Origin of the sequence: Bradyrhizobium centrolobii (assembly GCF_001641635.1) — a bacterium.
GTDB lineage: Bacteria > Pseudomonadota > Alphaproteobacteria > Rhizobiales > Xanthobacteraceae > Bradyrhizobium > Bradyrhizobium centrolobii.
In genome coordinates this window covers 13,123-25,723 of sequence record NZ_LUUB01000074.1, presented here as the reverse complement: position 1 = coordinate 25,723, position 12,601 = coordinate 13,123, and the positions used below count along the sequence as shown (strand labels likewise).

Genomic DNA, 12,601 nt, shown 5'->3' with positions numbered 1-12,601 from the left:
ATGTGCTAATTCATCCAATGTGCTAAAAGGTGGTGGGCACGCTTCGCTTTGCCCACCCTACGACTGCGGCGCTTGCGGCAAGGTCGCAGCGTCAAACTCCACATGTCGTCCCGGCGAAGGCCGGGACCGATACCGCGGAATCTATCTGTATTCGGTGGCGTCAGTACCAAGGAAGATTCGATCACTACGAGTCTTCGCCAAACCCCTCCCTGGGGTTATGGGTCCCGGCCTTCGCCGGGACGACACTGAGCATGTGGTGCCGCTGTCGCATCCCATAAGCAGCCGTCACTTCCCCGCCACAAAATAAAAATCCTCGCGGCCCGGCGGAGAGCCGTACGTAAACGGCTGCTGCTCGTGCTTGGTCGCGGTCCAGACGTCGTCGCGGACGATGTCGAACAGTTTCCGGATCTCGATGCGCGGCTCCCGGATGTCGCGGGCGAGAGCGGTGGCGAACGGGCTGTCGGGCGTGCCGTCGCCGTCCATGGCGGTCTCGCCGTGCTTGGCGGCGTAGACCACCATGAAGCCGGCGCCGGGCTCGATGTTGGAAAAACCCTTGTCGACCAGCTTCAGCGACAGCGTGCGCTGCATGGTCGGCGCAAACGGATTGTCGCGGCATGCATCGAGGATGACGAGACGCAGCTTGCGCGCGCCGCCGACCGCGGCAATTACCTGCTCGAGCGCCACGGCTTCGGTCTCGGCGTCCTTGTCGGCGGCAAGCCTGGTGTCGACCGGCACGAGATAATTGACCCCGCCGATCTCGAAACCATGACCTGCGTAATAGACCACCGCCCAATCCGCCTTCTCCGCCTCAGCGGCGAACGCGTGCAACGTCTCGAAGAACTTGTCGCGCGTCAGGTCGTTGGCGACCACCACGCTCTGGAAGCCGACGTCGCGCAGCACGCCCCCGATCAGCTTGGAATCGCGCGGCGGGTTCGCCAGCGCATGGACGTTCCTGTAGGCGCCGTTGCCGATCACGAGCGCGACACGGCGCGCGTTGGGCGTGGCCGCCGGCGTCTGCGGCGTGAGTGCCGCCAGCCGCTCCTGCGCCTTGGCCCGGGCGCGGGCGACGTCGATCTCGTCGAACGACGTCAGCGCATAGGCCGCCGAGCGATAGTCGGCGCGCGCCTGGGCGAGATCGTGCTTCTGCTCGAACAGCTGTGCGCGGCCGGCATGGGCGCGCACATTGTTCGGGTTGAGCTCGAGGACGACATTGTAATCCTTCAGGGCCGCATCGGGATCGCCCTTGGCGAGATAGACGTCGGCGCGGTTGTTGATCGCATACTGGTTCTTCGGCTGCTTCTGGATCAGCCCGTTGCAGTCGGCGAGCGCCTCGTCGAACTTGCCCATCGCGCCAAAAGTGATGCAGCGGTTCGAGGCGATCTGCGGCGCGTTCGGATCGATCTTCTCGGCTTCCGCGAAATCGGCAAGCGCGCCCTTATAGTCCTTCGTCAGCGTGCGCACGCGGGCACGGTTGGTGTAGCCGAGCAGAAACCTGGGCGCGTATCTGATCGAGAGGTTGAAATCGTCGAGCGCGCTTTGCAGCGCACTCTTGCGCAGATAAAGGGTGCCGCGGTTGTTGTAGGGGACACCGTAAACCGGGCGCTTCTGGATGGCGCGGTTGTAGTCGGCCATCGCGAGATCGTCCTGGCCCTTGTGCTCATAGGCGACGCCGCGCAGGTTCATGACCACGACGTTGTCCGGATCGAGATCGAGGGCGGAGGACAAGGTCTCGATCGCATGATCGTAGTCCCGCTTGTTGATCAGCGTGTTGCCGCGGAAGAGCAGCGCGGTCGCCTTGTCCTTGCCGGTGACATGGTCGGCATCGAGCAGGTTGTCGCAGGCCTGCGTCCGCGCCTGCACCTCCGCCTGGCGGTCGCGGCAGGTGGCGAGATCGTCGCTCGCCTGGGGCTCGGCCGCGGCCATCGCGGCGCAGGAGATCAGGACGACGAGGGTCAGGGAAACGACGCGCAGCATGTTGTCAGATCAGCTCCAGCCACCATTTTTCCAAGTCGATCATCGATCGCGCGGGTTCATCAAGGCCGAGACGCCGGCTCGATCGGCCTGTCCCGTCCTAACCGTTCAATTTCACATACTCGTGTCCGCACTGATGTAACAAACGCCCCTGTCGCCCGTATCTTCGGTGACTGAAAACGCCGCCGGGCAGGCTGTTCGCCCGGCGCCAGCCGCCCTAGACTGTCAGACCTTCCGCAAGAGGATCCGCCATGCGCCGCTCCACCCTCCTGTCCATGCTCGCCGCCACCACCGCACTGACGCTGGCCTTTGCCGTGCCGTCCAGGGCCGCGGAGGAAGCGGTCGTGATCCCTACCCCTGCCGTCGACGCGGCGCCCACGAGCGGGATCCAGACAGCCGTCGTCGCCGGCGGCTGCTTCTGGGGCGTGCAGGGCGTGTTCCAGCACACCGCCGGTATCGTCAACGCCGTCTCCGGCTATGCCGGCGGCACCAAGGCGACCGCCGACTACCAGACCGTCTCGACCGGCACGACGGGGCACGCCGAGTCGGTCGAGATCAAGTACGACCCGAAGAAGATCTCCTACGGCAAGATCCTCCAGATCTACTTCTCGGTGGTGCACGATCCGACCCAGCTCAACCGCCAGGGCCCCGATGTCGGCACACAATATCGCTCGGCGATCTTCACGACGTCAGAGGAGCAGAAGAAGGTCGCGGAGGCCTATATCGCCCAGCTCAACGACGCCAAGGTGTTCAAGAAGCCGATCGTGACAAAGGTCGGTGCGCTGGAGGCGTTCTACCCGGCGGAAGCCTATCACCAGGACTATCTGACGCTGCACCCGCACCAGCCCTACATTGCCTATAACGATATCCCGAAGGTCGAGAACCTGAAAAAACTGTTCGCGGATAACTATGTCGAGAAGCCGACGCTGGTGAATGCCAGCAAGGCCACCAACTGATCGCAAGTCACACACTGACTGAACGGGAGACCCATGCCCGACACCAAGGCGAAAACCACAGAAGACAAGGTCATCAAGAGCGAAGAGCAATGGCGGAGCGAATTGTCGCCGATGCAGTACGCCGTACTCCGAGAAAAGGCGACCGAGCGTCCCTTCTCCGGCGAATATGAGCACGACCACCGCGCCGGCACCTATGTCTGCGCCGGCTGCGGCAACGTGCTGTTCGAGTCCGACGCCAAGTTCGATTCCGGCTGCGGCTGGCCGAGCTTCACCCAGCCGGCCGTCGAGAGCCATATCGACGAGGAGACGGATATGAGCCACGGCATGATCCGCACCGAGGTGCTCTGCTCCAAGTGTAGCGGCCATCTCGGCCACGTCTTCACCGACGGGCCGGCACCGACCGGCCTGCGCTACTGCATCAACTCCGCGGCGCTGAAGCTCAAGCCGCGATGACGTCCCGCCCGCCGCCGGGTTCCGTGATGGAACCCGATGGCGGGATGTGCTTTTCTTTCCTGGCGGTGCGGCCGATCAGCGCAGTCCGGCGGCCGCCGGGGAGGATGCCATGACGCTTGGGACCATCCTGATCATCCTGGTGATCATCTATCTCGTCGGCGGCCTGTGGGGCCGGATCGGCGGCTATGGCTACGGGATGGGCCATTCCGGCATGGGGATCGGCGGCGTCGTGCTGGTGGTGCTGATCGTGCTGCTTCTGCTTGGCAAAATTTAAACCAAACAAGCCATTGATATTGCTGCATTTATTTTGGATGCGGAGCTGCCATGCGCAGATTCATCATCTGCGTTCGCAGGGGTCGCATTTCTGTCAAATCGGCCTATATTAGAGAGCGAAAATGATGTGCACGGCGGGCTCGCCGGATTGCGGCCCTCGCCCTCCAAAACCCCACGCGCTTAGAACCCAGAGAAGATCACGAGGTCTTTGACCATGCGTCCAATGCGTCCGTTCAACTTCAATACCTCTGCCGAGCTGTTCCCCGCCGCGATCCGCAAGAAGAAGCGCGCGGGCTTCACCTATCGCCGCTTTGGCACCGCGGCCGAAGCCGTGCAGTTCGCGATGGAGCAGTTGCCGACGGACTCGCTGAACGGCGCCTATCTCCAGGTCGAGGAAGCCCGGTTCGACCAGAACGGCATCCGCTCGCTCTATGAGAGCGAGGCCTTCCCGCTGCCGCGCCGCCGCAAGCCGGCCGCGAACACCGACGCCGACGCGGCGTAAGTTTTTTCGCAAGCCTTCGATGTGCGCTAAAGGCGCGATGGCCGAACGGCCCTCGCGCTTTTTGCGTTTCGCGCGCCTTACATGCGCGGCTGCTTGTCGAGCCAGCGGCGCAGCAGGCGGACGTTGCGCATGTTGGCGCGAAACATGACGTCAATAGCGTCGCCGGCGAACGGGACTATGCCGATCACACCGTCGACCGCGACATTGCCGAGCATCCGCGCCGTGATGTACCAGGGCGCGCCCAGCGCGCGCGCCTCGCGCACCAGCCACAGCGAGATCGCGGTGGTGATGATGTCGCCGACGACAGGGATCAGTCCGATCAGTCCGTCGATGCCGTAGCGGATGTTGGTACCGGGCAGGATGAAGGCGATGTCGAGCAGCTTTGCGATCGCCTCGAGCCGCGCCAGCCGCTGCTCCCGCGTCAGATTGCCGAACGGATTGTCTTTGCCGAACTCGAAGCGAAACTCGCGAAATCCCTGCTCCAGCGTCTCAGGGCGGATCTCGCGGCCCTCCTGATCGATGATCGGTCCGCGCGCTTCGGCGCCCGAGAAGGTCGCGCGCGACGCGCGCCCCGAGCGGGGCCCGCGCCTTGCAAGAATGTCATCGTCGGACATGGTCATCGCCTGAAGCAAACGCGCCCGCCCGGCAAGGGTTGCTGCGACGCGCTCGAACGTCGCGCATTCAGGTCGGCGCCGCCGCCGGCTGCGGCTCCTCGACATATTTGTGCACGAGCCAGGACGACACCACCGCCGGCACGAAGCCGACCAGGCCGTACAGGATGAACTGCACGACGCCGGAATCCGGCCCGCGCGAGCTGTAGGTCAGCGACGCCAGGATGAAGGCGAACAGGCCCACCAGCAGCATCCGCAGCACGGGGCCGATCCGCCTGACGTGGATCAGGATGTCGTCGACCGCGCCGATCATCAGCGACGGCAGGAAGCCGAACAGATAGCTGTATTGCAGGGTCTTGAAGAACACCACGAACAGCTTGCCGACCTCGCTGAGACTGGTCTGGGCCCAATAGCCGGACTGATAGGTCGTCGTCAGCAGGAGCAGGAACCCGCCCAGGAACGGACCGACAAGCGCAAAGATCAAATAGCGTTTCATCAATTACCCCTCGTACTCCGCGGCTTTATACCAGCCGGGCGGCGAGCTTGGATAGCGGGGCGGAAAGGTCCCCTTGGCGACTACAGGCCCGCCCTCCAGCAGGCGGGAACAACTGGCAGGCGGACGAGTTCTGACAGGACCTGAAATTCACGCCTCCTGGCAGATTGGGACCCGCCGATGCTCCGGAAGCTCCTCCTGGCGACGATTGCGATGACGGCTCTGAGCGGTCTTTCGAGCGCGCCCGCCCGCGCGCAAGGTCATGCCGGCACGCCGCAGGAGCAGAACGCCTGCTCTCGCGACGCCTCGCGCCTGTGCCGCAAGGACCTCGGCAATGACAATGCGGTGCAGGCCTGCCTGCAAGCCAATCGCGCCAGGCTGTCGAAGTCGTGCCGCAAGGTGTTCGAGAGCCACGGCATGTGAGCAGGAACTTGGCTCCGAGATCGGAGACTTCAGCCATGCTGCGCGACGAACAGCTCTCCATCCTGCGGGACATCAGCCAGTCCATCGCTTTTTCCGACGACAGGCACGGCAAGGTCGGACAATTGATCGCAGATGGTTACGTGATGAAGGACGGCGATCTGTTCGAGCTCACCGCAAAGGGCGTCACTGCCGTCGAAGAGCATGCTGCAGCGCTCACCGAGACCGACACGGAACAAGCGTCGGCTCCGTTCTATCGCCTCGTCTGACTCGTCACGTCGTTTCGCGTGACGAACGCGCAACAACTGCAAATTCCTTTTCGTCCGCCATTGCAGCTTCGTGACAATCGCGCATACTTCGCTCGGGCGGCGCAGCACTTTCGATTCGAACATCAAGAAATCGAGCGACCACATGCAGGATTAAGTTCCTGCGTGAGGGCTGTGACGTGCGGCAGAGCAAACCGCGTGCGGCGCCCCAACAACAAGCAACTCACGCCTGCGGAACTTGGGGACGCATCAGACATGACACGCTACCATACGATCGCCACGCTCATGGCCTTCGCCACCGCCGCCATCGCACTCCAGACATCACCCAGCCTCGCCTTCTCACCCGAAGCGCAACAGATGTGCTCGGGCGACGCCATGCGGCTGTGTTCCAGCGAGATTCCGGACATCTCGCGGATCACCGCCTGCATGGTGAGGAACAAGGCGCATGTCAGCCCCGGCTGTCGCGCTGTGATGGACCGCGAGCACGCCGCCGCCGCGGCGGCGCGCAAGCGGGAAGCAGCCGCGAACTAAACCTGACAAGCTTCAGTCGGATTGCTGCCAGCGAAGGGACTCGCCTCTCCTCTCCCGCAGGGAGAGGTCGGGTCGCATCGAGAGATGCGATCCGGGTGAGGGGTTACGGTCTCACTGAGCGCTGCGGCCCCACCCGGATTGCACTGGACGATGCTTCGCATCGCCCCAAGCGCAATCCGACCTCTCCCCGCTGGGGAGAGGTGAAGACCGCGGCAGCCCGCTGAAATCTGATCCGACCAAGCCCTTGATTTAGGCCCGCCTACTCGCCCCACTGTGCGAACGCGTCGTTGAAGGCGCGTTCGCCCGGAGCGCCCTTCTCGATCGCGATGATGGCGCGGCGCTGGTTGGCGTAAACGAGCGGCACGTCGAACCACGAACGCTCCTTCAGGAGCTGGATGTTGCGGGCGCGGTCGGCATCGACATTGGAGAGGCCGACCAGGAAGAAGCCGTCGGTGACCTTGACCGCGAGGCCTGCGAGCGGCGTGCCGCGCGCCTGCTCGTTCGACTTCATCAGGATGCCGGGCACGTTGGAGACGCTGCCGCCCGGGAAATCCTGCGGCAGGATGAAGGTCAGTTCCGCGGTGTGGCTCGCCGGCAGCGATGAATCGGTGTTGCGGCGGAACGACATCGTCATCTTGAACTTGCGGTCGGGAATCTCGATGTCGGCGCGCACGGCGACGTCGGCCTTCTGGTTGCCGGACGCCTTGATCGGCTCCGTCCGCCACACCACCGAGCCGACATATTGCTTGCCCTTGGGGTCGGACGGATCCTCGTCATAGAGCACGACCTTCTGCGCCACCGGCGCGACCGGCTGGTCGCTCGCCGAGGGCTGGCCGACGCGATCCGGGATCTTCGGCTTGGTCTGCGGCTGGGTCGTATCCTTTGGCGCCTCGACCACCTGGGTGGGCGACGACTTGAACAGGCTGGTCACGGTCTGCATCGCCGGCTTGCCCCAGAGGATGCCGGCGCCGACCAGGATCAGCACGATGCCGACGGCGATCGCGCTCTTGAACGGGAAGGCGGAGCCCGAACGGACGCGCTTCTTGACCTCGCGGTCGGACGTGACGCGCGAGCGCGGCGGCGCGTAGCGCTCGGCCTCCTCCAGCGATTCATCGTAGGAATAGGGCTCGTCCGGCTCGCCGGCGCGGTTTTCCAGGCTCGGCTCAAGCCGGTCGAATTCCGGCGAGGGCGAGGGCACGTTGGCATAGGTGCGGCGCGCGGCGCGGTTGGCCTGCGCAGCGGCGCCGCCGAGATCGTTGGCATCCGCCGTGATGTCGCGGAAGCCACGTACGCCCGGCGACTGCGGCAGCGGCGGCGGAGGTCCGACGTCGGGTGCGCGGCGCGGAGCGGAGCGATCACGCCCCGTCGGCGGGGCCGGCGGCTCCGGCATCGGCGGCTGCGGAGCCGGCTGGCGCGGCGCGTCGAAACGCGGGGCGCGCGGCTGGCGCTGGGTGTCGCGATCGCCCTCTTCGTCGCCGCCGAACGAGGGGCGCTCGTTGCGCGGCGGCGGCGCAGCCGGACGGGCGCGCGGCGGGCCAGCCGGCGAGGCCGCGGGCGGATTGCCCTCGGCGGCGCGAGCGGCGCTGGCCCTGCGGAAGGCATCGCCACTGCCGCCGCGCCCACCGCCACCGGCGGCGGGACGGGAGGCCTCGCGGGCGCGCTGGGCGGCCTCGGATTCGACCTTGCGGACGGCTTCTTCGAGCGACAGCCGTTCGCGGGTGATCTCGGATTCGGAGAGCGGCGGCTGCACGCTGCGGAGCTGCGCGATCAGCGCCGTGCGCGCGCGTTCATAGAGCGCACGGCGGCTTTCGCCGGGAGCGTTGGGGTCCAGGGCGGCAATAGCACGGGCGATCAGCGGATAGTAATCAGCCATTTCAACTCAACTATACGCGCGTCCCGGTAAGATTTCGTTAAGCCTCAAACGGATTTTGCACCAGGATAGTATCTTCGCGTTCGGGGCTCGTGGAAAGCAGCGCGACCGGGCACCCCACCAATTCCTCGATCCGGCGGACATATTTGATCGCCTGGGCCGGCAGGTCGGCCCAGGACCGTGCATTGGCGGTCGGTTCCTTCCAGCCTTCGATGGTCTCGTAGATCGGCTCCACCCGGGCCTGGGCGCCCTCGCCCGCCGGGAAATGGTCGATCTCCTTGCCGTCCAGCCGATAGCCGGTGCAGACCTCGATTGTGTCAAAACCGTCCAAGATGTCGAGCTTGGTCAGCGCCAGGCCGTTGATGCCGCAGGTCCGGACCGCCTGGCGGACCAGCACGGCGTCGAACCAGCCACAGCGGCGCGGACGCCCGGTATTGGTGCCGAACTCGCGGCCGCGCTCGCCGATCTTGCGGCCGGTCTCGTTGTCCTGCTCGGTCGGGAACGGGCCCTGGCCGACACGGGTCGTATAGGCCTTGCACAGGCCCAGGACATAGCCGACGGCCCCGGGGCCGAGGCCGGCGCCGGTCGCCGCCTGGGCCGCAACCGTGTTGGACGAGGTCACGTAAGGATAGGTGCCGTGATCAACATCGAGCAGCGCGCCCTGCGCGCCCTCGAACAGCATGCGCTTGCCTTCGCGTCGCTTGATGTCGAGCAGCCGCCACACCGTCTCGGCATAAGGCAGAAGCTGCGGCGCCAGCGCGCTGAGCTCGCGCAGGATCTCCTTGCCGTCGAATTCCGGCAGGTTGAGGCCGCGGCGGAGCGCATTGTGGTGCGCCAGCAGCCGGTCGATCTTGTGCGGCAGCGTGTCGAGGTCGGCGAGGTCCATCAGGCGGATGGCACGGCGGCCGACCTTGTCCTCATAGGCCGGGCCGATGCCGCGGCGGGTGGTGCCGATCGCAGTCGCCGCGCTGGCAGATTCGCGCAGCGCGTCGAGCTCGCGGTGCAGCGGCAGGATCAGGGTGACGTTCTCGGCGATGCGCAGATTGTCCGGAGAGACCGCGACGCCCTGCGCCCGGAGCTTGGTCACCTCGTCGAGGAAGGCCTGCGGGTCGAACACCACGCCGTTGCCGATCACCGACAGCTTGTGTTCGCGCAGCACGCCCGAGGGCAGCAGCGCGAGCTTGTAGGTCTGGCCGTTGATGACCAGCGTATGGCCGGCATTATGGCCGCCCTGGAAGCGGACGACGATGTCGGCCTGCTCAGACAACCAGTCGACGATCTTGCCCTTTCCTTCGTCGCCCCACTGGGCGCCGACGACGACAACATTGGCCATTCGCGGGTAATCCCTATGCAATCTGTTTATTGCGCCCAGCCCAATCCACGGCCGGGGGCCGCTCGCACGCGAGGCAGCCAACCGGATAAAGGAAGCGGCCTCTCTAGGCAAGCAAGAACGGGGCTTTTTCGGGGCTCAATGCACGATACAAGCCTTTGATATCCCCTTAAAATTCGGAAACCTTCGGGCCTGCGCGGGCAAGCTCCCCGGCGGCAAATTGACGAACATCAACCGCCCCACCCGCCGAATGGGCCAAGGGATGGTTGTCACCTCCGCCCCTTACCTTGCGCCGGGGCACCAGACCTCCTTTGCGGACATGCCGTGACCGAAGCATCGGGAAACCCTGCCAGCCAGTTCTGGCGTCTGTCGGCCGACGCGCTTTGCAAGCAGCTCGGCTGCGGGTTGCAGGGCCTCGTCACGACTGAAGCCGCCGCACGGCTCGCCCGGTACGGCCGGAACAGCGACGCGCCGCCCCGCATCGAAGGCGCGATGCGCGCGATCCTGCGACGGCTGTTCGAGCCCCTGTCGCTGATCCTGCTGGTCGCCGGCGTCATCTCGATGCTGACCGGCGACGACATCGGCGGGCTGATCATCGTCCTGATCCTGACGCTGTCGATCGGGCTCGACACCATCCAGGAGGGGCATGCGGTCCGCGCTGCCGAGATCCTGCGCCGCTCGGTGGCGCTGAAGGCCGAGGTCAGGCGCGACGGCGCGTTTTGCCAGATCGACGTCGAAGAGGTCGTGCCCGGCGATATACTGCGCATCCGCGCCGGCGACATCATCCCGGCTGATGCGCTGATCCTCGAGAGCACGGCGTTCACCGCCGCAGAAGCGGCGCTCACTGGCGAGCCCTATCCGGTACAAAAACGCGCAGGCGCAGCCGGCGGTCCCGACGACACCTCGAATGCGCTGTTCCGCGGCGCGGTGGCGCAGACCGGCGAGTCGATCGCGCTCGCCGCGCGTACCGGCCGCGACACGGTGTTCGGCGCCGCGGCGTCTGCGCTCGCGGAAGCGCAGGCCCCCTCACCGTTCGACCGCGATCTGCGCGAATTCGGTCTCGTCATCGCGCGGGCGACGCTGGCGCTGGTACTGGTCGTGCTGACCATCCGCGTGCTGTTCGGGCGCCCCGTTCTGGATTCGCTGCTGTTTGCGGTGGCGCTCGCGGTCGGACTGACGCCGGAGCTGCTGCCGATGATCACCACGGTCACGTTGTCGCGCGGCGCGCTGCGCATGGCAGGCCGCAAGGTGATCGTGAAGCGCCTCGCGGCGATCCACGATCTCGGCGCCATGACGGTCTTGTGCACCGACAAGACCGGCACGCTGACCTCGGCCGAGATCACGCTGGCCAAAAGCCTCGACGCCGGCGGCAACGAGGACGCCCGCGCCGCCCGGCTCGGAGCCATCGCCGCCGCGCTCGGCGGCGACCGCGGCTCGCTCGATGCGGCGCTGATCGCAGGCTGTGCGGACGCTGCGCAGGGCTGGACACTTGCAGGCCGCCAGGCTTTCGATTTTTCGCGGCGGCTGGGATCGGTGCTGACGAGCGGCCCCGAAGGCATGCTCCTGATCGTCAAGGGCGCGCCGGAGGCCGTGCTCGACCTGTGCACGATGGACGATGGCGCACGTGCGGCCGCGATGGCGCGCGTACGTCAGCTCGCGACCGAGGGCCTGCGGAGCGTCGCCATCGCCTCACGCAGGTGGATGGGCGCAACGCGCGAGGTCGAGACGGAAGACGAGACCGATCTCACCTTCGAGGGCTATTGCGCCTTCGCCGATCCGCCGAAGTCGACCGCGGCGGCCGCGATTGCCCGGCTCGCCTCGGGCGGCATCAAGCTCAAGATCCTGTCGGGCGACGATCCCGTGGTGGTGAAGCGGCTGGCCGGCCTCGTCGGGCTCAACGCCGAGCGTGTGCTGTCGGGGCGGGACATCGCTGAGCTCAGCGACGAGGCACTGGCCGTGCGGGTTCAATCCACCGACGCCTTCGGCCGTCTCGCGCCCGACCAGAAGTCGCGTATCGTGAAGGCGCTTCAGGCGAGCGGCGAGGTCGTCGGCTTCCTCGGCGACGGCATCAACGACGCACCGGCGCTGAAGGCCGCCGATATCGGGCTGTCGGTCGAAGGCGCCACCGGCGTGGCGCAGGCGGCCGCCGACATGATCCTGCTCGCCTCCGACCTCGAAGTCGTCGCCGATGGCGTCGAGGAGGGCCGGCGCACCTTCGCGAACATTCTCAAATATGTCCGCATGGGCGCGAGCTCGAATTTCGGCAACATGCTGTCGATGGCGATCGCCTCCATCGCGCTGCCGTTCCTGCCGATGCTGCCGACGCAGATCCTGCTCAACAATCTGCTCTACGATCTCTCCGAGCTCGGCATTCCCTTCGACCGCGTCTCGGCGCAGGCGACCGCGCAGCCGCAAGTCTGGAGCATGTCGCGCCTTGTGCGCTTCGCCGCGATCATGGGGCCCTTGTCGTCGGTCTTCGATTTCCTGACCTTTGGCGCCCTGCTCGTCCTGTTCAAGGCCTCACCCGACGAATTCCGCACCGCCTGGTTCATCGAATCCATGGCGACCCAGATCCTCGTGATCTTCATCATCCGCACCAATGGACGTCCCTGGCGCAACCGGCCTGATCCCGTGCTGTCGGCCTCCTCGCTGATCGCCCTCTTGGTCGCGATGATCGCGCCGTTCACGCCGGTCGGCGCGTGGTTCGGCTTCGTCGTGCCGCCACCGCTCATGCTGGCCGGCATCACCGCCCTGGTCGTCGTCTATCTCGCCTGTGCCGAGCTGTTGAAGCCGCTTGCGATCCGCGCGGGGCGGGACGGCTGAGCGCAGTTCCCGCCGCGTCGTACCTTTCGCATGGACGCGATGCGTCGCGCCCCATTGATATCAGGCCGATTTCCGTGTCTTTGGACAGGGCCGGGCTGTGAG

General features: G+C 65.9%; 13 protein-coding genes. 8 read left to right on the top strand and 5 right to left on the bottom strand.

Features of this window, described 5'->3' with window-relative positions; all coding sequences use genetic code 11:
- Positions 1–285: 285 nt before the first annotated feature.
- A complete protein-coding gene (locus AYJ54_RS23910) occupies positions 286–1,974 on the bottom strand; it encodes a caspase family protein (RefSeq protein WP_063702682.1) in 1,689 nt (562 codons plus the stop codon).
- 248 nt (positions 1,975–2,222) lie between these two features.
- On the opposite strand from AYJ54_RS23910, the gene msrA reads away from it, so the two are divergent.
- The 4 genes from msrA to AYJ54_RS23890 all read left to right on the top strand — a co-directional run bounded on the left by msrA (position 2,223) and on the right by AYJ54_RS23890 (position 4,155).
- Positions 2,223–2,927 (top strand): peptide-methionine (S)-S-oxide reductase MsrA, encoded by a 705-nt coding sequence (gene msrA, locus AYJ54_RS23905; RefSeq protein ID WP_063702680.1) that lies wholly within the window; start codon positions 2,223–2,225, stop codon positions 2,925–2,927.
- A gap of 33 nt (positions 2,928–2,960) precedes the next feature.
- A complete protein-coding gene (gene msrB / locus AYJ54_RS23900) occupies positions 2,961–3,380 on the top strand; it encodes a peptide-methionine (R)-S-oxide reductase MsrB (protein WP_063702678.1) in 420 nt (139 codons plus the stop codon).
- Positions 3,381–3,489: 109 nt separating this feature from the next.
- Positions 3,490–3,654, top strand: a complete 165-nt coding sequence (locus AYJ54_RS23895; RefSeq protein WP_082905838.1) for a DUF3309 family protein — start codon at positions 3,490–3,492, stop codon at positions 3,652–3,654.
- Between the two features lie 213 nt (positions 3,655–3,867).
- The gene (locus AYJ54_RS23890; protein ID WP_027553305.1) at positions 3,868–4,155 is read left to right on the top strand and encodes a hypothetical protein; all 288 of its coding nucleotides are present in this window, start codon (positions 3,868–3,870) and stop codon (positions 4,153–4,155) included.
- Positions 4,156–4,232: 77 nt separating this feature from the next.
- Here AYJ54_RS23890 and AYJ54_RS23885 read toward each other — a convergent pair whose 3' ends face one another.
- Together AYJ54_RS23885 and AYJ54_RS23880 are read right to left on the bottom strand one after the other, a co-directional pair.
- Positions 4,233–4,775, bottom strand: a complete 543-nt coding sequence (locus tag AYJ54_RS23885) for a DUF4112 domain-containing protein (RefSeq protein ID WP_063702674.1) — start codon at positions 4,773–4,775, stop codon at positions 4,233–4,235.
- Positions 4,776–4,836: 61 nt separating this feature from the next.
- Positions 4,837–5,262 carry a DUF5413 family protein gene (locus AYJ54_RS23880; protein WP_063702671.1) on the bottom strand — a complete coding sequence of 142 codons (426 nt, stop codon included), beginning with the start codon at positions 5,260–5,262 and terminating at the stop codon, positions 4,837–4,839.
- Between the two features lie 177 nt (positions 5,263–5,439).
- Here AYJ54_RS23880 and AYJ54_RS23875 point away from each other — a divergent pair, with 177 nt between their 5' ends.
- The 3 genes from AYJ54_RS23875 (at position 5,440) to AYJ54_RS23865 (ending at position 6,476) form a co-directional block, all read left to right on the top strand.
- Positions 5,440–5,682, top strand: a complete 243-nt coding sequence (locus AYJ54_RS23875) for a hypothetical protein (protein WP_063702669.1) — start codon at positions 5,440–5,442, stop codon at positions 5,680–5,682.
- A gap of 35 nt (positions 5,683–5,717) precedes the next feature.
- Positions 5,718–5,948 (top strand): hypothetical protein, encoded by a 231-nt coding sequence (locus AYJ54_RS23870; RefSeq protein WP_063702667.1) that lies wholly within the window; start codon positions 5,718–5,720, stop codon positions 5,946–5,948.
- A 252-nt stretch (positions 5,949–6,200) separates the two neighbouring features.
- The gene (locus tag AYJ54_RS23865; protein ID WP_347337228.1) at positions 6,201–6,476 is read left to right on the top strand and encodes a hypothetical protein; all 276 of its coding nucleotides are present in this window, start codon (positions 6,201–6,203) and stop codon (positions 6,474–6,476) included.
- 259 nt (positions 6,477–6,735) lie between these two features.
- On the opposite strand, the gene AYJ54_RS23860 is transcribed toward AYJ54_RS23865, so the two are convergent.
- A complete protein-coding gene (locus AYJ54_RS23860; RefSeq protein ID WP_063702663.1) occupies positions 6,736–8,349 on the bottom strand; it encodes a hypothetical protein in 1,614 nt (537 codons plus the stop codon).
- A 37-nt stretch (positions 8,350–8,386) separates the two neighbouring features.
- Positions 8,387–9,679 carry an adenylosuccinate synthase gene (locus AYJ54_RS23855; RefSeq protein WP_063702661.1) on the bottom strand — a complete coding sequence of 431 codons (1,293 nt, stop codon included), beginning with the start codon at positions 9,677–9,679 and terminating at the stop codon, positions 8,387–8,389.
- Between the two features lie 321 nt (positions 9,680–10,000).
- Between AYJ54_RS23855 and mgtA the strand changes: the two genes are divergently transcribed.
- The gene (gene mgtA, locus AYJ54_RS23850; protein WP_063702659.1) at positions 10,001–12,499 is read left to right on the top strand and encodes a magnesium-translocating P-type ATPase; all 2,499 of its coding nucleotides are present in this window, start codon (positions 10,001–10,003) and stop codon (positions 12,497–12,499) included.
- Positions 12,500–12,601 lie beyond the last annotated feature (102 nt).